At 42.3% G+C, this 22,525-nt stretch carries 15 protein-coding genes and 1 pseudogene; 11 read left to right on the forward strand and 5 right to left on the reverse strand.

Translation table 11 applies throughout. From position 1 onward, the window contains the following. Window positions 1-128: 128 nt before the first annotated feature. The gene (gene sfsA / locus G3341_RS05115) at window positions 129-839 is read right to left on the reverse strand and encodes a DNA/RNA nuclease SfsA (protein ID WP_163860830.1); all 711 of its coding nucleotides are present in this window, start codon (window positions 837-839) and stop codon (window positions 129-131) included. Between the two features lie 59 nt (window positions 840-898). Between sfsA and hrpB the strand changes: the two genes are divergently transcribed. After that, window positions 899-3,394, forward strand: a complete 2,496-nt coding sequence (gene hrpB, locus G3341_RS05120; protein ID WP_163860831.1) for an ATP-dependent helicase HrpB — start codon at window positions 899-901, stop codon at window positions 3,392-3,394. A 26-nt stretch (window positions 3,395-3,420) separates the two neighbouring features. Here hrpB and G3341_RS05125 read toward each other — a convergent pair. Beyond that, a pseudogene (locus G3341_RS05125) lies at window positions 3,421-4,115 on the reverse strand (beta-eliminating lyase-related protein). A gap of 371 nt (window positions 4,116-4,486) precedes the next feature. Between G3341_RS05125 and mrcB the strand changes: the two are divergent. Next, window positions 4,487-7,000, forward strand: a complete 2,514-nt coding sequence (gene mrcB, locus G3341_RS05130; RefSeq protein ID WP_154623410.1) for a bifunctional glycosyl transferase/transpeptidase — start codon at window positions 4,487-4,489, stop codon at window positions 6,998-7,000. A 109-nt stretch (window positions 7,001-7,109) separates the two neighbouring features. Here mrcB and hemL read toward each other — a convergent pair whose 3' ends face one another. Then, window positions 7,110-8,399: a glutamate-1-semialdehyde 2,1-aminomutase gene (hemL, locus tag G3341_RS05135; RefSeq protein ID WP_154623409.1), complete on the reverse strand. Its 1,290-nt coding sequence runs from the start codon at window positions 8,397-8,399 to the stop codon at window positions 7,110-7,112. A 222-nt stretch (window positions 8,400-8,621) separates the two neighbouring features. Here hemL and erpA point away from each other — a divergent pair, with 222 nt between their 5' ends. Next, window positions 8,622-8,966, forward strand: a complete 345-nt coding sequence (erpA, locus tag G3341_RS05140; protein ID WP_154623408.1) for an iron-sulfur cluster insertion protein ErpA — start codon at window positions 8,622-8,624, stop codon at window positions 8,964-8,966. A gap of 34 nt (window positions 8,967-9,000) precedes the next feature. On the opposite strand, the gene btuF is transcribed toward erpA, so the two are convergent. Beyond that, on the reverse strand, window positions 9,001-9,834 hold the full coding sequence (gene btuF, locus G3341_RS05145; protein WP_154623407.1) for a vitamin B12 ABC transporter substrate-binding protein BtuF: 834 nt from the start codon (window positions 9,832-9,834) through the stop codon (window positions 9,001-9,003). Between the two features lie 72 nt (window positions 9,835-9,906). Beyond that, window positions 9,907-10,599, reverse strand: a complete 693-nt coding sequence (gene mtnN, locus G3341_RS05150) for a 5'-methylthioadenosine/S-adenosylhomocysteine nucleosidase (RefSeq protein ID WP_154623406.1) — start codon at window positions 10,597-10,599, stop codon at window positions 9,907-9,909. Window positions 10,600-10,720: 121 nt separating this feature from the next. Between mtnN and dgt the strand changes: the two genes are divergently transcribed. From dgt to G3341_RS05190, 8 genes are all read left to right on the forward strand, one after another. Then, window positions 10,721-12,244, forward strand: coding sequence for a dGTPase (gene dgt / locus G3341_RS05155; RefSeq protein WP_163860832.1), 1,524 nt, complete (start codon window positions 10,721-10,723; stop codon window positions 12,242-12,244). Window positions 12,245-12,500: 256 nt separating this feature from the next. After that, window positions 12,501-13,832 (forward strand): 23S rRNA (uracil(1939)-C(5))-methyltransferase RlmD, encoded by a 1,332-nt coding sequence (rlmD, locus tag G3341_RS05160; protein ID WP_163860833.1) that lies wholly within the window; start codon window positions 12,501-12,503, stop codon window positions 13,830-13,832. A gap of 16 nt (window positions 13,833-13,848) precedes the next feature. Further along, complete coding sequence (gene relA, locus G3341_RS05165; protein ID WP_154623404.1) at window positions 13,849-16,086, forward strand: GTP diphosphokinase; 2,238 nt, start codon at window positions 13,849-13,851, stop codon at window positions 16,084-16,086. Window positions 16,087-16,163: 77 nt separating this feature from the next. Then, window positions 16,164-16,958 (forward strand): nucleoside triphosphate pyrophosphohydrolase, encoded by a 795-nt coding sequence (gene mazG / locus G3341_RS05170; protein WP_154623403.1) that lies wholly within the window; start codon window positions 16,164-16,166, stop codon window positions 16,956-16,958. A 104-nt stretch (window positions 16,959-17,062) separates the two neighbouring features. Further along, window positions 17,063-17,224 (forward strand): secretion ATPase, encoded by a 162-nt coding sequence (locus tag G3341_RS05175; protein ID WP_154623402.1) that lies wholly within the window; start codon window positions 17,063-17,065, stop codon window positions 17,222-17,224. 601 nt (window positions 17,225-17,825) lie between these two features. After that, complete coding sequence (pyrG, locus tag G3341_RS05180; RefSeq protein ID WP_154623401.1) at window positions 17,826-19,463, forward strand: glutamine hydrolyzing CTP synthase; 1,638 nt, start codon at window positions 17,826-17,828, stop codon at window positions 19,461-19,463. A 62-nt stretch (window positions 19,464-19,525) separates the two neighbouring features. After that, window positions 19,526-20,827: a phosphopyruvate hydratase gene (eno, locus tag G3341_RS05185; RefSeq protein WP_163860834.1), complete on the forward strand. Its 1,302-nt coding sequence runs from the start codon at window positions 19,526-19,528 to the stop codon at window positions 20,825-20,827. A gap of 279 nt (window positions 20,828-21,106) precedes the next feature. Beyond that, window positions 21,107-22,492 (forward strand): SLC13 family permease, encoded by a 1,386-nt coding sequence (locus G3341_RS05190; RefSeq protein ID WP_154623399.1) that lies wholly within the window; start codon window positions 21,107-21,109, stop codon window positions 22,490-22,492. The last annotated feature ends 33 nt before the right edge of the window (window positions 22,493-22,525 follow it).

Raw genomic sequence — 22,525 nt, forward strand, 5'->3', positions numbered from 1 at the left:
CAGAAGAGTGCCCTCTTGGCAATCGTTCATGCAATGAGTTTTGTAATGCTGTGAAGGCGCGCGTGTTTATTCCTTTTTAAGCCCCCAGAACCCATTCGTCCTCGCTTTGTTAAGCGATATAACGACCATTATTTAACAGCTATAAACTTAATGTTTTTACCCAATAGCATTTTTTGTGTATTGATATCTACGTGATAACAAAGAACTTCGACACCATTTTCGATAGCTTCACCCAAAAGTTTTGCGTATTGCTTATCAATATGAGCCGCAGCCGAAACTTCGTAGATTCCCGTATGCAAAACTGCAAACAACAGTATGGCTCTTTTTTTTTCTTTAGCAATTACTGTTAATTCACGTAAATGTTTTTGTCCTCGCTCAGTGACGGTATCAGGGAAAAAACCGCAATTGTTTTCCAGTAAAGTAACAGATTTAACCTCTATAAAACAATCAGGTAACCCATCACCAGATAAAAAGAAATCAATACGACTATTTTCAGAGCCATATTTCATCTCAGGCTTTATTACACTATATTCGGATAATTCTGGAATGTTATTTTGCGACAACGCTTCCGCGACTACCTGATTTGCGCGTAACGTGTTAATACAGATGAGATGATCTTGCGAGGTTTGTGTGAGTTCCCAGCTATGGGGATACTTTCGTTTTGTATTATTTGATGTTGAATACCAAATAGTATCCCCAGGTGTCGCGCAACCCGTCATCGCACCCGTATTTGCACAGTGAATGGTCATCACACGACCTTCAGGCGTGATGACGTCTGCTAAAAACCGCTTGTAGCGTTTAATCAGTGTGGCTGGCTGTAACGAGGGAATAAACTCCATATCGTCTCCGCAATAAGTCTTCAGAAAATAATCGGCAATGCTACAATCTTTATCAGCAAATGTTAAACCTCATTGGAGCTATCATCCGCGTGTTACCTATTCATGACGTTAGTAATTCCTTACTCACCGCTTTAGAAAAGTCACCTCAAGTTCTACTGCATGCCCCAACTGGTGCGGGTAAATCCACTGTTTTACCACTAATTATATTGAACAGTGGTGTGATTGAGGGGCGTATTATCATGCTAGAACCACGCCGTATTGCCGCACGTAGTGTTGCTATGCGTTTAGCTGAGCAATTAGGTGAAGAAATCGGTCACACAGTAGGGCTACGTATGCGTTCGGAAAGCCGAGTGAGCTCAAATACGCGTATTGAAGTCGTGACTGAAGGTGTTTTGACCAGAATGTTGCAAAGTGACCCAATGTTAGAAGGGATTGGTTTAGTCATTCTTGATGAATTTCATGAACGCAGTTTGCAGGCGGATCTAGGGCTAGCACTATTGTTGGATACACAACAGGCATTACGCGATGATTTAAAGATTTTATTAATGTCAGCCACTTTGGATGACCAAGGGTTGAACCGGTTGTTCCCAAATGCACCTATTGTGATATCAGAAGGGCGTACTTACCCCGTTGAACGGTATTTTTACCCTATAAATAGCAATAAACTATTTCATAAAGAGGTCGCTAATGCGGTCTGGCAACTGTGTCAAAGAGAGAAAGGATCGTTGTTACTGTTTTTACCTGGGGTAGGTGAAATTGAGCGAACACTGACAGAACTCTCCTCAATAGTGAGTGAGGACATACTTTTATGTCCGATGTATGGTGCACTGTCTATAAAAGAGCAGCAACTGGCTATTCAAGCCGCGCCAGCAGGGAAGCGTAAAATTGTTTTAGCAACGAATATTGCAGAAACCAGCCTTACCATTGAAGGCATTCGGTTGGTCGTTGATAGTGGTTTTGAACGAATAGGGGTTTTTAACCCTCGAACGGGGCTGACTAAACTGGTTAAACAAAGGATTAGCCAAGCTTCTATGGTGCAGCGAGCAGGGCGAGCAGGACGTTTAGAGGCGGGGGTTTGTTGGCACTTATTTAGCCAAGAACAGGCTGAACGAGCTGCGAAATACAGTGAGGCAGAGATATTACACAGTGATTTAAGCTCCCTATGGTTATCGCTGTTGCAATGGGGTTGCCAAGATACGGAGCAGCTACAATGGCTGAATGCACCACCTCGCCCCGCGATTGCCGCCGCTAAAGATTTACTGTACCGATTAGAGGCTGTCGATATACATGGGCAATTAACGTCGGTAGGTCGTGGAATGGCCGAGTCAGGCAGCTCGGTGCGGACAGCGGCGATATTATATCAGGCTCAACAAAGTCAGAACGATGAGGTCGTTAAGCTAGCCGCTTTACTCGTGGCTATTTTAGAAGAGCCCCCTCGTCAGGGAAGATGTGATATTCACGACTATTTAGAAAGACCAACTGAAAATTGGTGTCGACGTGCTTCCTTGTTGAGTGGCCATAAAGTGACGGCTGCTGTAAGAAAAGCACATGCTTTAATTAGTGAGTGGTTACCTACTTTGCTAGCCGTTGGTTTCCCTGATCGGATAGCCAAAAATAGAGATAATCAAGGTCGTTATCAATTAGCGAGTGGGTTAGGTGCATCGTTAGATGAGAAGGATACATTATCAGGTCGAGAATGGCTGATTGCACCTATGCTATGGCTGCCAGAAAGCTCAGCAGATGCAAAAATAGCCTTAGCGGTTGCGATTGAAATAGACAATTTGCGAGAGGCATGCCCCCATTTATTTTTTCAACAAGAAACGGTGGAGTGGGATGAACAAAAAGGCACATTGATAGCTTGGCGGCGGCTGCAATGTGGCCAATTAGTGGTACATTCAGAAAGATTGACCAATCCTGATAGTAAACAGATTGAACAGGCATTGTTGCATTGGTTACGCCAGAATGGTTTGAGTAGTTTGGATTGGCATTCTTCTGCTCACCAGCTACGTATTCGTTGCCAATTGGCGAAACAATGGTTTCCTGATGTCGTTTTGCCGGATGTTGATGATGCGACCTTGTTGGATTCGTTAGAGTCTTGGCTAGCACCTTATCTCAGAGGTATTACTCATCGTAAACAACTGCAAGCGATTGATGTCGGAGCACTCTTAGCGCATCGTTTAGATTGGCAGCAGAAAAAATGGTTAGATGATGCATTACCGACACACTATTTATCAGGCTCAGGGAGTTCTGTGAATATTCATTACTCTTTAGATAAAGCGCCGATGATGGAAATTCGTATGCAAGAAATGTATGGACAAGCCTCTAACCCAACCGTTGCTCATGGTAAGGTGATTGTGGCGGTGTCTTTATTGTCACCTGCAATGAGGCCATTACAAATTACCCAAGATTTGGGCGCATTCTGGCAAGGCAGTTATCGTGAGATACAAAAAGAGATGAAAGGTCGCTACCCAAAACATTTATGGCCAGATGACCCTGTTAATACGCGACCAACGAATAAAACTAAAAAAGCGCTAAATAACATTGAAAAGCATTAAATGAATGCGAATAGAAAAATACAGCGCTAAATATACTCGAAACGCGCTGTAAAAAAGCGTAACCGCTTGGGTTCATAGGTAAATCTAAGCTCTTTCATTTTTTCTTTTTGTTGGTATAAGTGAATAATACCGTTAGCAACCCAATCTAAATGTGCATAGGTATAGACTCTACGAGGGATGGCCAAACGAACGGTTTCCAATGCTGGTCGAAGGTTTTTCCCTGTTTTTTTATCTCGTCCGTCCGAGATAATACCGCGTTCCACGGTACGTACAGCGGTTTCAAGGTAGATACTTGCAGATAAGCTTTGTGCTGGAAATTGATCTTGTGTTAAGTGTGGACAAAAACGCTGAGTATCTAAAAAGACGCCATGTCCACCAATAGGTTCAATAATAGGAACATTCGCGGCTTGCTTTTCAGCTCTGCATCCTTGATGTGTCGGAATGACTATTTAAATCCAAAGAGCTGCTGTACGGCGTGTTCAAGTTGATAAAAGTTTTGACTGCCAGCATAGGACTCATCTCCAGTCATCAAACTTGCCCACGGTTTGTCAGACATTGTATTCGTCCCACTGTCAGTCAATAAGTCGATGTAAATATCTTACGAACGTAACAGAAAAGGATTATAGCCAGCTTCATGAATTTTTATTTTGCCTGCTTGTCGCGACAATATTGATAGTGTTTCAACACTCTTTATTCGGTAAGGTTCTACTGGATACAGCATAATAACACTCCACAGGTTAATAAATTATTTAAAAAACACTTCATTGGTTATTTTTGATTAGAAAATAATTTATGAAAGTTGAAAATATTCTTTTTTTATTAGTAATCTATAAGGAATTTTGTTTTTTTTGGCGTGTTGGTATGTCGCTGGCGATTTTTGGGATAAAATTCAGTGGTGCCTATGCAGCGAATGATAAAGATAAGTGCGAAATGAGGTTGTTTTGTGCTCTAATAGATATCTGCGACGGATGAATAATGTCTCGCAAGGTAACGTAATGAAATGTAATTAAGAGCTTTCTTCTGTGAACACTTGAGTATATTGAGTCAAAATCACGGGAAGTCAGTGCAGAATTTGGGTGATATGGAGCGACCATGTCCGGTAAAGATTTAGAACCTATCGGTAGACGTAAAAAACCGTCAACCAAAAAGAAACAGCTAAATTCACGTCGCCGCCGTGACGACTATGATTATGATGAAAAGTTATTTGATGACGATGATATTGATGAGCAAGACCTCGATGATGAAGAGGGCGAGCTAATGGCTAAGAAAAAAAATAACGGTAATAAAAACCGCCGACCAAAGAGTAAATGGCGTTGGTTTTGGTTGCTCGTTAAAATTTTTATTGTCCTTGCCGTGTTACTTGGCGCTTATGCATTTTACCTAAACCAGCAAATCAAGGAACGCCTTGATGGCAAAGTTTGGGATTTACCTGCTGCTGTATATGGCCGAATGGTTAACCTTGAACCAGGCATGGATTATAGCCAAGCTGAAATGGTGCGTTTACTTGAAGGTATGCAATACCGTAAGGTCACCAAAATCACCAATTCAGGTGAATTTTCAGTAAAAGGCAATACGATTGAAATTCTGCGTCGCCCATTTAATTTCCCTGATCAAAAAGAAGGTCAGATATTGGCACGTATGGTATTTGATCAAGGGATGCTGAAGAAGATCGAAAATATGGAAAATGGCCGTTCATTTGGTTTTTTCCGTTTAGATCCGAAGCTCATCACGATGATGCAATCGGCTAATAATGAGCAGCGCTTAGTTTTACCTTTGTCTGATTTTCCTGAGTCTTTGGTGAAAATTCTACTTGAGACTGAAGATCGTTACTTCTATGAACACGATGGGGTAAGCCTTTACTCAATCGGTCGAGCAGTAGTCGCGAACTTAGTGGCAGGTAAATCTGTACAAGGGGGCAGTACTTTGACGCAACAGTTGGTAAAAAATCTATTTTTAACCAATGAGCGAACCTTTAAGCGCAAAGCTAACGAAGCCATTATGGCTGTGTTGTTGGATTACAACTATAGCAAAGACCGTATTCTCGAATTGTACCTGAATGAAGTTTTCTTAGGGCAAAACGGTAATGATGAAATTCGTGGTTTCCCATTAGCAAGTCTGTATTATTTTGGACGCCCAATTAATGAATTAAGTTTAGACCAGCAAGCTCTACTTGTTGGCATGGTGCAGGGCGCGTCAACTTATAACCCTTGGACGAAACCGGAAAACGCGACAAAACGCCGTAACATTGTGTTGAAAATATTGGAAACTCGCCATGTTATCGACAATGAAATGTATCAAGTTCTTAGCGCACGTCCTTTAGGTGTGAAACCAAGGGAAGGTTTGGTCGCTTCTCAGCCTGCTTTTATGCAAATGGTTCGTCAGGAACTGAATGAAAAATTAGGTGATAAAGTTAAAGAGCTGTCAGGCGCTAAAATCTTTACCACGCTAGATCCTGTCGCGCAAACAGCAGCAGAAAATGCAGTTGAAGCTGGGGTGGCTCAGTTACGTAAAGATCGTAAGCTAAATGATATTGAAGGTGCGATGGTTGTGGTTGACCGCATTAACGGTGAAGTCCGAGCGATGGTAGGCGGTTCACAGCCGCAATACTCTGGTTTTAACCGTGCACTGAATGCTCGCCGTAACATCGGGTCATTAGCGAAACCGCCCGTTTATTTAGCCGCATTGAATGAGCCTGACCGTTTTCGTTTAAATACTTGGCTGAAAGATGAACCTTTATCGGTGAAAGTCGGTAACCAGACGTGGAAACCGAGAAACTATAGCCGTAATTTCACTGGTGGAATGATGTTGGTTGATGCACTCGCAAAATCACAAAATATTCCAACCGTCAATTTAGGGTTAGAAGTCGGCCTTGATCAGATCGTGAATATTTTTGTTCGTTTAGGTGCTCCAGCCGCGGCGATAGAAAAAGTCCCCGCGATGCTACTTGGTGCTGTAAACCTAACGCCAGCTGAAGTGGCTCAAATATATCAAACGATCGGTGGTAATGGTAACCGCGCTAAATTGTCTGCGCTGCGCTCTGTTATTGATGGTGATGGAACTGAAATTTATCAAAGTTACCCATCTGCGGAACGTGCAATACCTTCACAAGCGGCTTATCTCACCCTATACGGTATGCAACAAGTGGTTCAACAAGGCACAGGGCGCGTCTTACTCTCCAAGTTTGGCAAATACAACCTAGCTGGGAAAACAGGTACCACAAACGATTTACGTGATAGCTGGTACGCTGGAATTGACGGTAAAGAAGTCGCGATAGTTTGGATTGGTCGAGATAACAATGAACCAACACAATTAACAGGTTCAACTGGTGCTTTGAGGGTCTATCAACGTTATTTAGATAACCAAGCCCCACTGGCTCTGTTTAATCGTCCTCCTGAAGGGATCGTTGATATGAAAGTCATGCCAGATGGCCAATTTAACTGTTCAGAGTTTGGTGGTGGCCGTGTTCTACCGATCTGGACAGATAATCCTGATGCTTTATGTCAGTCGTCTTCGCATCAAGAACCTGTGTGGGATTTGAATAATCATGCCGAGCCAGCACAAGATGATGCGCCTGACTGGGTAAAAGAGATGTTTGGAAATAATTGATTTTCCTCGTTTATTTTCAAAACCTATTCGACTTGCCGCCAAATATAATAGGTTTGTCCGCAGTCTGAAATGCCCCTGTTAAGGGGCATTTTTATTTGCTGCAAGAAAATTAAGCAGCAGCCATTTTAGCAAAGGCAGCTTCTGCGGCTTCGATTGTTTTTTCAATGTCTTCATCGCTATGCGCAATTGACATAAATCCGGCTTCGAATGCAGAAGGGGCTAAATAAATTCCCTGTTCTAACATGAGGTGGAAGAAGGTTTTAAAGCGTTCAACATCACACTTCATGACGTCTTGGTAGCAAGTGACGGTTTTAGCGTCAGTGAAGAAAATACCAAACATACCACCTACATGGTTGATGACCAGTGGGATACCTTGCTCTTTCGATACGCGCTCTAAACCACGAGCTAATTTTTCGGTAAGCTCGGTGAGTCGAGCGTGAACCCCAGGCTGAGAGACTTCATTGAGGCAAGCTAATCCAGCCGCCATCGCTACAGGGTTACCCGACAGTGTACCTGCTTGATATACAGGGCCAATAGGGGCTAGCTTCTCCATAACTTCATAGCGGCCACCAAATGCGCCTACAGGCATACCACCGCCAATAATTTTACCTAAGCACGTCAGGTCTGGCTGTACATTGTAGTAGTCTTGTGCGCCGCCCAAAGCAACACGGAAGCCAGTCATCACTTCATCAATAATCAGTAATGCATTAAATTCATCGCACAATGCACGTAGACCAGGTAAAAACTCAGCCGTTGGCGGCACACAGTTCATGTTGCCAGCAACGGGTTCCACGATCACACAAGCAATTTCTTCTGGGTAATTTTCAAAAGCTTGGCGGACAGATGCAAGGTCATTATAGGTACATGTTAGTGTATGTTTAACGAAATCCTCGGGCACCCCCGGAGAATTGGGTTCACCCATGGTTAATGCACCTGATCCGGCTTTGACGAGCAGACAGTCAGCGTGACCATGATAACAGCCTTCAAATTTAATAATTTTATCTCGGCCGGTGTAGCCACGCGCAAGTCGAATAGCGCTCATTGTCGCTTCAGTTCCTGAGTTCACCATACGGATCATATCGATAGAAGGCACTAACTCACAAACTAATTTAGCCATTTCAACTTCAGCAGCCGTTGGGGCGCCAAAGCTTAAGCCTTTGTTGACCGCTTTGATTACGGCATCGCGGACAGAAGGATGATTATGGCCGAGCACCATTGGGCCCCATGAGCCGACATAGTCGACATAAGCTTTACCATCAACATCAAAAATATAAGCGCCGTCAGCACGTTCAATGAACAGAGGTGTACCGCCAACGCCGTTAAAAGCACGGACAGGTGAGTTGACGCCGCCAGGGATAAGCTGTTGCGCTTCATTATATAGGTTTAAAGATTGGCTCATGCAGGGCTCCTGAATAGGGACTGATAAATAAGCTGAATAAAATAGTGGCTCTATTCTAAAGCACTGAACCAATTAAACCAAATCCATTGATTGCTATGCACAATGTGTTGAATTATGTCACAGGGCTTGAATCAATGACTAAGCTGGCGGATAATTAGCTCATTGATCTGAGTAGGCTATCTGCTTACACTGAATTACCGCTTGATCGGTCTGGAGTACAAAATGAGTGATGATGCAGCTCTGCCATTGCAGTTTACTGATGCGGCAGCAATTAAAGTAAAAGACTTAGTTTCTGATGAAGACAACCCAAACCTGCGTCTACGTGTTTACATTACCGGTGGTGGTTGTAGTGGTTTCCAGTATGGCTTTACTTTTGACGACCAAATAAATGATGGCGATATGACGATCGAAAAACAAGGTGTTGCCTTAGTTGTTGATCCAATGAGCCTACAGTATTTAGTTGGTGGAAGCGTTGATTATACTGAAGGCCTAGAAGGTTCTCGTTTTATTGTCACCAACCCAAATGCCAAATCGACATGTGGTTGTGGTTCTTCATTCAGCGTTTAAAACCTACCTGTTGAGAGGGGAATCCCCCTCTCACTCATTTATTGTCTGGATATAGTTGTTCACACAAAGATTGCGCCGCGAATAATGCACGTGGCCCAGCGCGATGAAACCAATCTTCATTTAAACGGATAATAGGGATAGGCAGTTGTGTCTGCCAAAATTGCTGTACTGCGTTTTCTTGTGTTGGATCCCCACTCATCACGATCACTTCAGGTTTTCTAGCAAGAACTTGCTCTCGACTCACTTGAGGCCATGGTACTGCACTATTTTTAAAGATATTGTCACCGCCACACAGGGAAACGATATCGTTTTGAATCGTGTTATTACCTGTGCTAAATAGAGGTTGGGTACCGAGTTGAATAAATACCGACTTTTTAGGCTGTGCTTGTTGTGCATAGCGTTGTTGTAATTGGTGGAGTTGTTCACGCATGCCAGCAACAGATTGTTCTGCAATCTGAGGTTTTGGACTGTAATTCGCTAGTTGTTCTACAGCAGAAATGACGGACTCAATATTATTTGGGTCAAAATAGATAATTGGAATCCCTAAAGCGGCGAGCTGGTCTAGTGGACGCTGAGGGTTACCTCCTCGCCACGCCAAGATCAAATCAGGTTTTAATGCAATGATTCGTTCGACATTGATGCCCTGCCAATCAGACACTTGTTCTAATTGTTTAGCCTCAGCCGGATAGTCAGAATAGGCACTGACAGCAATTAAACTTTCTCCTAAGCCAGCCGCATAAGCTAACTCAGTATTCGCCGGTGAAAGACTGATCACACGATGTTTTGTCTCTGCAATGACTGATGAGTTAAAAAATAAGAGTAGCAATAAGGCCAGTATCGCTCTGAATGCATTGAAGGGCCATTTCATGGGATGATTGCCTTTAAAAGTAACAAAAAAGCATAAATATTAAGCATTTATGCTTTTTTATATTGAAAAAGATTAAGCTAATTCAGCTAAAATAGCCGCTATCATCAATGATGATTGACGTGCTGCAACAGGTAAAAACTCCTCAAAGCTGGTGTGCGATTCTTTATCTGCTACATCTGAAATGGCTCGTACAACGACAAACGGCACCCCAAATTGGTGGCAAACTTGGCCGATAGCGGTTGCTTCCATCTCAACTGCGGCAACATGTGGGAAATGCTGTTTAATGCGCGCTAAAGGCTCTGAGCCATTAATAAAGGCATCACCACTGCACACAAGGCCGCGTACCGCGTTCATATTTAGCTGCTGAATACATTTTTCGGCAAGGCTAATCAAGTTTGCATCTGCAATAAAGGCGGGTGGGCATTGTGCCATTTGACCATATTCATAGCCAAAAGCAGTGACATCAGCATCGTGATAGCGAACTTCGGTTGAAACCACGATATCACCGACATTAAGTTTGGCATCTAAACCGCCAGCAGAACCCGTGTTAATCACAATATCCGGTTGGCAATGTTCGAGGAGTAAAGTTGTACCGATTGCTGCTGCAACTTTACCTATACCTGATTTTAGTAGTGCAACATCAACGCCATTAATTTTTCCTGTATAAATTTCGCAGCTAGCGCGGCTAATTGTTTGGCAGTTTTCAATTTGTTCACGCAGGATGGCAACTTCCTGCTCCATTGCACCTATGATACCGACTTTCATTATGTCATACTCGCTGTTGATTAATTAGACACTTAAGGTTGAGATGGCTAAAGTGTAGCATTGAACGGCCTATTTTCTCTGCCTTTTATTTTAGTCTGTACAGAAAGGATGAGGAGTTGGCGTGAGCGCAATTAATTTTCTGACTAAACTGAATTATCAACGGAACTATAATAGTTCGAAAAGCCCTAAAATCTCAGCTCACAATGAAGATGCGGTCAATCGTCAATTTGAGAGCGATAGAGGGCGTATCATCAATTCAGCAGCAATTCGTCGTTTACAGCAAAAAACGCAAGTTTTTCCATTAGAACAAAATGCCGCTGTACGTAGCCGTTTGACTCATTCATTAGAAGTACAGCAAGTTGGGCGTTATATCAGCAAAACCGTTTTACATGAACTAAAAAAGAAAAATTTGTTAGAGAAATATGGTTTAGAGGAACGTTGTGATGCTTTTGAAAGCCTCGTGGAAATGTCATGTTTGATGCATGATATTGGTAATCCGCCTTTTGGGCACTTTGGTGAAGCGGCAATCCAAAGTTGGTTTAGCCAGCTTCTTGCTCCTCAATATCAATTCACTCCTGAATCTCCAGATCCTTGCAGGATTGCGGCAATGCGTTTGACAGGGGATGAGCGACTCGACCTATTCCGTCGGCAATTAAAACAGGATTTGTGCTCTTTCGAAGGGAATGCACAAGGAATACGCATGGTTCATCGCTTGCTGAAATTGAATCTGACTTATGCTCAGGTTGGGGCAATTCTGAAGTATACCCGTGGCGCTTATGATCTCGAGCCTATTCCTGAACAGTTTGATTATTTAATGAAAAAGCCCGGTTATTACTGGTCTGAGTTACATTTTATTAATGAACTAAGCCAAAAGCTTGATATGGAGAAATATTGCCGTTTTCCTCTTTCTTATATCATGGAAGCCGCTGATGATATCTCTTACTGTATTGCTGATTTAGATGATGCGGCGGAAAAAGGTATTTTTACCGTTGAGCAATTAATTGATTATTTACAAGCAGAGTGGGGAACGGTCAAAAAAGGTGACTTATTTGATGAAACAATCATGAGTGCTTTTAATAATATCAGTGATAATCATACGAGACGTATTCAGCAAGACCAATTCTTTATGTATTTACGCGTCAATATTACTAGCAAATTGGCTCGTTACAGTGCTCAGCGTTTTATTCAAAACCTCCCTGAAATCTATGCAGGACGTTTTAATAGTGCGTTACTCGAAGATAAAAGCCCAGAACATCGGCTACTAAAGGTTTTGAAAACGGTGGCATTCAAGCATGTTTTCAGCCATCACGAGGTGGAAGAGCTTGAGCTGCAAGGTTATCGTATTATCGGCGGGCTGCTAGATTTTTACCGTCCATTATTGATGCTAGATAGAAACGATTTCGCCTCATTAGTTGAAAATAACTACCATAAACAATTTTTTATCGAGACGCGTTTATTTCATAAGCTCTCTAATAAACATCGATTGTCATACAGTGAAGCGATTGAAGGCATCTGCGCAACCAATGAAGTAGAAAGATCGATCCTTGAATTTTACTACCGAGCGCGGTTAATTCAGGATTATATCAGTGGAATGACTGATCATTATGCCTATGAAGAGTACCGTAAAAGTACGGTGTCTAATTGAATGTTTATTTATGCGCCATAAGCGGATTTTCGACGGAAAATGCAGCGATTTATTTAGAAATAAGTTGATAAAAAAGAACAAAATAATAAAAAAATATACGTTAAGTGAAAAAGTGATAACTCATCTTGGCAAAAAAACTGCTATTATAGGCGCGCTTTTTACTTCACATCTAACATGCGAGTAAATAGCGCTTTTTTGAAACAGAGAAAGCAAACAAAATTATCTTCTAAAACTTAACGCCTCGTAGTGACGAATTATGGCCCAATTTTACTCGCCAAACCGCCGTACCACCCAACGCCGTCAAATAACGGTTACAATTGATAGTTTAGATGCTTCAGGCCAAGGCGTTGCGCGCTCTGATGGCAAAGCTATTTTTATTGCGGGGTTGCTACCTGGGGAGCAGGCTCAGGTCGAACTGGTTGAGGAAAAAAGTCGCTTTGCAAAGGGCAAAGTCATTAAACGATTCAATACCAGTCCACAACGCGTTAAGCCGCAATGCCGTTATTTCAATCAATGTGGTGGCTGCCAGCAGCAACATGTTGATATTTCATTACAAAGAGAAAGCAAAGCACAAGCATTGCAACACTTGATCGCGCGTGAAACAGGCGTGATAAAAGAAGCGAAGCCGATTATTTTTGGTGAGCCTTATGGTTATCGTCGTCGGGCGCGTCTAGGGCTGCAATACCATAACAAAAGTCAGCATCTTTTGATGGGATTCCGTCAAACTCAATCGAATACACTGGTGGACATCAAACAGTGTCCAGTGTTACATCATGATCTTGATCAGCTGCTCCAACCGTTATCTGACTGTTTAAATCAGTTAAAAGTGGCTCCAAAACTTGGCCATGTTGAACTGATCCGTGCGGATAATAGCCTGATCGTGTTACTTCGCCATCTTGCCCCCTTAGTATCTTCAGATAAACAACAGCTTAAGCATTTTGAAAGCGTGTATGGGGTCTCTGTTTGGTTAGCAGGGGAGGATCATCACTTACAGCCACTGAGTGAAACCGCCGTTTTACCTGAATATCAAGTGGCTGGAGAAACCTTGCAGTTTAGTCCATTAAACTTTATACAAGTTAATGGTGAAATTAACCAAAAAATGGTTACCCAAGCTCTTGAATGGCTTGAGCTGAGCCCTCATGATCGTGTTTTAGACTTATTTTGCGGTATGGGAAATTTTACCTTACCAATAGCGAGGCAGGTAAAATCAGTCATTGGGGTTGAAGGTGTCGAAAATTTAGTCAAACAAGCTCAGAATAATGCTGAGCGCAATTTAATTGCTAATGCGACCTTCTATAATGAAAACTTAGAGGCGCAAATCCATACACAACCATGGGCAACTGAAGGGTTTAATAAAGTGCTTTTAGACCCTGCTCGAGCAGGGGCCGCTGGTGTAATGGAACATTTAGTTAAACTGATGCCCGAAAAAATTGTCTATGTTTCTTGTAACCCCACCACTTTGGCGCGGGATAGCAAAGTTTTGCTTGAGGCTGGATATCAGTTAATACAATTGCGGATGTTGGATATGTTTCCACATACCAGCCATCTGGAATCAATGGCGCTATTTATCAATAGCCCAGAGGGTTAACAGGTAGGGAGAATATATGGTTGCTGTAAGAAGTGCACATCTTACCCCAGCAGGTGAGTTTGCCCCTGAAAAATGGGTAAGCGGACTGGGGCTAAATAATCCACAATCAGAACAAAAGCTCATCCATACCTGGCAGTATTGTCATGATAAATTAGCAGGGCAAGAAATAGCCGCTTTATTGCTATGGCGTGGGATTGAAATGACGGAAATTCTGTCAACGCTGAGCATGGATATTGGCAGTCTACAAGCGGCATTACTATTCCCATTAGTTGAAGAGAATCAGCTAGATGAACAAGCTGTCATCGATGATTTCGGTAAATCGATTTATGAGCTTGTTAAAGGCGTCTTGGAAATGGATGCGATCCGTCAATTAAAAGCAACTCAATCAGCGGAAACGAGCTCTGTTCAAGTCGATAACGTTCGTCGTATGCTTTTATCGATGGTGGAAGATTTTCGCTGCGTTGTCATCAAACTTGCAGAAAGGATTGCACATTTACGAGAAGTTAAAGATGCAACCGAAGATGAGCGCGTACTGGCAGCAAAAGAGTGTTCAAATATTTATGCGCCATTAGCCAATCGCTTAGGAATTGGTCAGTTAAAATGGGAATTAGAAGACTTCTGTTTTCGTTATCTGCACCCAGAAGAATACAAAAAAATTGCGAATCTATTGCATGAACGCCGTATCGACCGCGAAGACTACATTGATAATTTTGTGAGTGTTTTGCGTAAAAAAATGCTGAAAGAAAATATTCAAGCAGAAATTTATGGGCGTCCTAAGCATATTTACAGCATTTGGCGCAAAATGAAGAAAAAATCGCTGGCATTTGATGAATTGTTCGATGTCAGAGCTGTACGTATTGTGGTGGAACGTCTTCAGGATTGCTATGCGGCATTAGGAATTGTTCATACCCATTTCCGTCATCTACCTGATGAATTTGATGATTATGTTGCCAACCCCAAACCAAATGGTTACCAATCCATTCATACAGTGGTGTTAGGGCCGAATGGAAAAACGCTGGAAATACAAATCCGGACTCGACAAATGCATGAAGATGCAGAGTTGGGGGTAGCCGCACACTGGAAATATAAAGAGGGTGCGACTGGTATAGGCAAAGGTAGCAGTTATGAAAACCGTATTGCGTGGTTACGTAAACTGATCGCATGGCAAGAAGAAATGGCTGATTCAGGTGAAATGCTTGATGAAGTGCGTAGCCAAGTCTTTGATGACCGTGTCTATGTGTTTACGCCTAAAGGTGATGTGGTTGATTTGCCTGCCGGCTCAACACCGCTTGATTTTGCCTACCATATTCATAGTGATGTTGGACACCGCTGTATTGGCGCTAAAATTGGTGGCCGTATTGTGCCGTTTAGCTATCAATTACAGATGGGCGATCAAATTGAAATTATTACCCAAAAACATCCAAACCCAAGTCGTGATTGGCTGAATCCTAACTTAGGTTATGTCACAACGAGTCGTGGTCGCGCCAAAATTCATAATTGGTTCCGTAAGCAAGATCGTGACAAAAATATCCTAGCGGGACGTCAAATTCTTGATAACGAATTGGCGCATCTTGATATCAGTATCAAAGAAGCCGAAAAATTGCTGATTACGCGCTATAACGTTCATTCCCTTGATGAAGTCCTTGCCGGTATTGGTGGCGGTGATATTCGTATCAACCAGTTAGTCAACTTCTTACAAAGTAAATTTAAGAAGACCACAGCCGAAGAAGCTGATCGTGAAGCACTAAAAACACTGGAAAGTAAAACGGCAGCACCACGTCCAACATCTCAAACTAACAGTAGTGGACGAGTTGTGGTCGAAGGGGTTGGTAACCTTATGCACCATATTGCGCGTTGCTGCCAGCCAATTCCCGGTGATGATATTGTCGGCTTTATCACTAAGGGAAGAGGGATCTCAATCCATAGTGTTGATTGTGAACAGCTTGCTGAGTTACAGAGTCATGCACCAGAACGTTTAGTTGACGCGGTCTGGGGAGAAAACTACTCCAGTGGCTATTCGCTAGTCGTACGTGTTGTCGCTAACGATAGAAGTGGATTATTGCGTGATATCACTACCATTTTAGCGAATGAAAAAGTGAATGTACTCGGCGTGAGCAGCCGTAGTGATGTTAAGCAGCAGTTAGCCACGATTGATATGACGATTGAGATATACAATCTGCAAGTCTTAGCGAGAGTGTTAGCGAAACTCAATCAACTACCAGATGTGATTGAAGCCAAACGCCATTCACAATAATAGGTTTTAGTGAATAACCCAAGATCCCATGTTATCCTTTGATTCATGGGATTTTTTATATTTAAAGGTCAAAAAATATGAGTTCAAGCACACCACAAATTGAACGTTTACTGGATATCATGGCAAAACTGCGTGATCCGCAAACAGGTTGTCCATGGGACACTCAGCAAACGTTTAAAACCATCGCACCGTATACGCTAGAAGAGACATATGAGGTGATTGATGCCATTGAACGCGAAGATTTTAACGACTTAAAAGGGGAATTAGGTGATCTGCTCTTTCAAGTGGTGTTTTATGCACAGATGGCTAAAGAGCAATCACGATTTGATTTTGATGATATTTGCCAAGCAGTTAGTGATAAGCTAGAACGGCGCCATCCACATATTTTTGACGCCGAAAACCACCCTGATAGTGATGCTGCACTGGCTGGATGGGAAAAACGTAAGTCTGCTGAACGCGCACAAAAGGCGCAATTTTCGGTACTTGATGATATTCCAAGCGCATTACCTGCATTAATGAAAGCGTATAAAATACAAAAACGTTGCGCGTCGGTCGGTTTTGATTGGGATACACTCGGTCCTGTGGTCGATAAAGTGCGTGAAGAGTTGGATGAAGTGATGGAAGAGGCTACTCAAGTGGTTGTTGATGAACAGCGCCTAGAAGAAGAAATTGGCGATTTACTGTTTGCTACTGTGAATTTATCTCGCCACCTAGGCCATAAGCCCGAAATGGCGCTAAACAAGGCCTGCCAGAAATTTGAAAAGCGTTTTCGCCAAATTGAGTCACGCCTTGCACTAGAAGGTAAAACCACAGAAACCGCAACGCTTGAGGAGATGGAACAGCATTGGCAGCAAATTAAGCTCGCGGAATAACTGTTGTTTGTAATTTCATACCAACAAAATATTCAGTGGGCATATCTTCTTTGTGATGCAAAGCGATAAGTGATTATCAGGGTTTTCGTAAAAGTATAACGAGTTTGACTGACTTAGCTGTCGTAGAAAATGAACGTAAAATAACGGAGGCGATTGCCTCACTGCAAATTACTCGTGTTTTTGTCGCTCATCGCCCAGAAAGGATAAAATCGGCAGATAAGGTTTTTAATCTGCAATTAAATCGCTGGGTGTCACCGTATGATTGATTATCTTGTTGGGAAAATCACCACTGCGGTAAAGCACACCGCTGTTAACCTATAATGTGTGCTTAATACATGTCAGATTGCCGCTCTTTTATCCGCATCATACAAAAAATTTCACCTAATTTAATAAAACCATCTTAGTTCTCGCTAGTTTTGCTGAAAGGATTTAGCTTTTGCGAAAAATATGCTAGCCTTAGAAGATGTTTCTATGGGGAGACATGGAATTGAAGAGAGATGAAGTGTTAAGAGTGGCATGATAACGCAAATTTGCTAACCTAAAATAGGTATATGATGAGTGAACTCACATTGCTATTTTACTTTAAGGAAAACTGTTTTTAAGCGGCCGTATCTTGAAGACTAGGCTAAGCAAAGTCACTTAATAGGTTAAACAGCTTGAGTCTCGCACTGTTGCTGTTTGCATGTTAATCAACCTTGTTTGGGGCTAGAAAATATTTTTTATTTTAACTAGCTGATATTAATGGAATATAGAGGAAAGTTAACCTTATTATGCTTAGAACATTTGTAGCGAAATTAAGGTTCGGGTATACTGTTTTCCCGTCCTGTTATATCCATCATCTTTTAAACCTAAACTTTCAGGTTCAGCATGAAAACTAATTATATTTTTGTGACCGGCGGGGTCGTATCCTCTCTGGGTAAAGGCATTGCCGCAGCCTCTTTGGCGGCTATACTCGAAGCCCGTGGACTCAATGTCACCATTATGAAACTGGATCCGTACATCAACGTTGATCCTGGTACAATGAGCCCAACCCAACACGGGGAAGTTTTCGTAACAGAAGACGGCGCTGAAACTGACTTGGATTTAGGTCATTATGAGCGTTTTATCCGTACCAAAATGACACGCCGTAATAACTTTACGACTGGCCGTGTTTATTCAGAAGTACTACGCAAAGAGCGTCGTGGCGACTATCTAGGCGCAACTATCCAAGTCATCCCTCATATCACTAATGAAATCAAAGACCGCATTATCCGTGGTGGTGAAGGTCATGATGTTGTTCTCGTTGAAGTCGGCGGAACGGTTGGTGATATCGAATCTCTACCATTCTTAGAAGCGATTCGCCAAATGGCGGCTGAAGTTGGTCGTGAGCGCACTTTATATCTACATTTGACGCTAGTGCCCTATCTGGCAGCAGCAGGCGAAGTTAAAACGAAACCGACTCAGCACTCAGTAAAAGAGCTGCTCTCTATCGGTATTCAGCCTGACGTATTGATTTGTCGTTCAGACCGCGTTATTCCTGCGAATGAGCGTGCGAAAATTGCTTTGTTCTGTAATGTTCCTGAAAAAGCCGTTATTTCACTGAAAGATGTTGATTCTATCTATAAAATCCCTGGTATGTTGAAATCACAAGGCTTGGATGAGTACATCTGCCGACGTTTCAACTTGGATTGCCGCGAAGCGAATCTTTCTGAATGGGAACAAGTCATTTATGAAGAAGCTAATCCTACTGGTGAAGTTACCATCGGTATGGTTGGTAAATATGTAGAATTACCCGACGCTTATAAATCCGTGATTGAAGCGTTGAAACACGGTGGTTTAAAAAATCGCCTCACCGTCAATATTAAACTGATTGATTCTCAAGATGTAGAAACACGTGGCGTTGAACTGTTAAAAGGCTTAGATGCAATTCTCGTTCCTGGTGGATTTGGTGAACGTGGCATTGAAGGTAAAATCATGACAGCGCGCTATGCACGTGAAAACAAAGTGCCTTATTTAGGTATTTGTTTGGGAATGCAGGTTGCTTTAATTGAGTTTGCACGTAATGTTGCCAACATGGAAGGGGCGAACTCAACTGAGTTTGATGCGGAGTGTAAATATCCGGTTGTTGCGTTAATTACTGAATGGCGTGACGAAAATGGTAATCTAGAGGTGCGTTCTGAAGAGAGCGATCTTGGTGGCACGATGCGTGTAGGTGGTCAACCATGCCACTTAGTGAAAGACAGCTTAGTTCGTGACATGTATGGCGAAGATACAATTATTGAACGTCATCGTCATCGTTATGAAGTGAATAATATGCTGCTAAAACGCATTGAAGATGCTGGTTTAAAAGTTGCAGGTCGTTCAGTGGATAATAAACTGGTTGAAATTATTGAAAATCCAAACCACCCATGGTTTGTAGCATGCCAGTTCCACCCTGAATTCACTTCAACACCAAGAGATGGTCACCCATTGTTTGAAGGTTTTGTTAAAGCCGCTGGTAGCTACCAGAAAGGTGAGTTGAAATAAGATATGGCGGGATAGGTCAATGGCCTATCTCCCACAATTTAACTTGTACTGAGGAAAACCTAATGTCCAAAATCGTTAAAGTGATCGGTCGTGAAATCATTGATTCTCGTGGTAACCCAACTGTAGAAGCTGAAGTTCATTTAGAAGGTGGCTTTGTTGGTTTAGCTGCTGCGCCATCAGGTGCATCTACAGGTTCTCGTGAAGCACTGGAGCTGCGTGATGGTGATAAATCACGTTTTCTGGGTAAAGGTGTTTTGAAAGCAGTTGCGGCAGTGAATGGTCCAATTGCAGAAGCGCTGATCGGTCAAAATGCGAAAGACCAAGCAGCTATCGATAAGATCATGATTGATCTGGATGGCACTGATAACAAATCTAAATTTGGTGCAAACGCGATTCTGGCTGTGTCTTTAGCTAACGCAAAAGCAGCCGCTGCGGCAAAAGGTATGCCTCTTTACGAGCATATTTCTGACCTGAACGGTACTCACGGTCAATATTCAATGCCTCTGCCAATGATGAACATCATCAATGGTGGTGAGCACGCTGATAATAACGTTGATATTCAAGAATTCATGATCCAGCCTGTTGGCGCTCCTACGCTGAAAGAAGCTGTTCGTATGGGTTCTGAAATTTTCCATCACTTAGCTAAAGTACTGAAGTCTAAAGGTATGAATACAGCTGTGGGTGATGAAGGTGGCTATGCACCAAACTTAGAATCTAACGCTGCTGCTTTGGCTGCGATTAAAGAAGCAGTTGAACAAGCTGGTTATATTTTAGGTAAAGATGTTACTCTGGCTATGGACTGTGCGGCTTCTGAGTTCTACAACAAAGAAACAGGTAACTACGAATTGAAAGGTGAAGGTAAAACCTTTACTTCACAAGAATTCACTCATTACCTAGAAGGTCTGACCAAAGAATACCCAATCGTTTCTATCGAAGATGGGTTGAACGAATCCGACTGGGATGGTTTTGCATACCAAACTAAAGTACTTGATGACAAAATCCAATTGGTTGGTGACGATTTGTTCGTTACAAATACCAAGATCCTGAAAGAAGGTATCGAGAAAGGCATTGCTAACTCTATCTTGATTAAATTCAACCAGATCGGTTCTTTGACTGAAACTCTGGCTGCAATTAAAATGGCGAAAGATGCGGGTTACACTGCTGTTATCTCTCACCGCTCAGGTGAAACTGAAGATGCAACCATTGCTGACCTAGCAGTTGGTACCGCAGCGGGTCAAATTAAAACAGGTTCTATGAGCCGTTCTGACCGTGTTGCTAAATACAACCAACTGATCCGTATTGAAGAAGCTCTGGGTGAGCGTGCGCCATTCAATGGTTTAAAAGAAGTTAAAGGCCAAGCGTAATTAGATATTAGGCTCAGTCATTAAAGAAAACGGGAGGCTCAGGCTTCCCGTTTTTTTATTCAATATATTGAATCGTTGTAGGGATTCCGCTTATCTGTCGATAAAAGCGATAATTTTTTATGTATCAAATGAAAAAATAGCTAAATTGCGCGTTTCAGATCTCAATTTTTGATTATCCACATTTTCATTCCATTCAATTAACTCTATATTTCCTCCACTGTAAATAAATATTAACAAGAGCTTGATGTGTTACCGCACTGATGAGCCAATGGAGTTAACATGGATGCTTCTGAATCCCTAAAACCTTCTGTGGGGCCAACCCCGTCCAATGTTAGGGGCTGGGTGATTTTAGCTATTGATATCGTATTGCTAATTTTACTTTTAAAGTATTTGCCTTTTGATGATAAAGCAAATGCAGGCCTAGCAATGATGGTATTTATTGGTGTGCTTTGGTTAACTGAAGCTATACACGTGACTATCACTGCATTATGTATTCCAATTCTAGCGGTAGGGCTAGGGTTAATGAACACTGGGGATGCGTTGAAATCCTTCGCTAACCCAATCATTTTTCTATTCTTCGGTGGCTTTGCTTTGGCAACGGCTTTGCATATTCAAGGTCTAGATAGACTGATTGCTAACCGTTTGTTGATGATTGCCCGTGGGCGCTTATCTGTTGCAGTGGTGCTATTGTTCGGTGTTACTGCATTACTTTCGATGTGGATTAGTAACACTGCGACTGCGGCGATGATGTTACCACTTGTATTAGGTATTCTCTCTAATTTAGATGTTCGCCATGAACGTAATACATTCGTGTTTGTGTTACTCGGCGTTGCTTATAGTGCCAGTATTGGTGGGTTAGGGACTATTGTTGGTAGTCCTCCAAACGCAATCGCAGCATCTGCACTTGGTTTAGACTTTTTATCATGGATGAAATACGGCATTCCGATCATGGTTGTATTACTGCCTATGATGTTTGTGCTGATGTTTATGATGTTACGACCAAATCTGAAGCACCGCTTTGAATTAGAACTTGAGCATGTGAAGTGGAATGGTAAACGTATCACTGCCATGATCATTTTCTTAATTGCGGTTGTTTGCTGGATTACGAGTACGTTTATTAGTGATGCGTTAGGTGGTGTTAAAGACTTGGACACCATTATTGCTGTAAGTGCAGCAATTCTAATTGGGATTACTGGTGTTGCTAGCTGGGCTCAAATTCAGAAAAATACTGAGTGGGGTGTACTGATGCTGTTCGGTGGTGGTTTAACACTGAGCGCGATTTTAAGTTCATCTGGAGCAAGTAAGATAATGGCTGACTGGATGCAAATGACATTTGGTCAAAGCCACTGGTTTGTTATTATTTTAGCGGTGACTACATTCATCATTATTTTAACAGAATTTACCAGTAATACGGCGAGTGCGGCGCTATTAGTTCCGATTTTTGCCACAGTCGCTGAAGCATTAGGCATGCCTCCAATGGTATTAACGATGATCATTGGTATTGGTGCATCTTGTGCCTTTATGTTACCTGTTGCAACACCTCCGAACGCTATTGTCTTTGGTTCTGGTTATATTAGACAGATAGAAATGGTCCGTGTTGGCGCGGTATTGAACGTAGCTTGTATCATTGTGATCTCACTGTTTGCTTGGTTCTTCTGGTTATAATGACCCAATAGTGAGTTCAAGATTAAATTTTTA

Source organism: Providencia vermicola (assembly GCF_010748935.1).
GTDB classification, from domain to species: domain Bacteria; phylum Pseudomonadota; class Gammaproteobacteria; order Enterobacterales; family Enterobacteriaceae; genus Providencia; species Providencia zhejiangensis.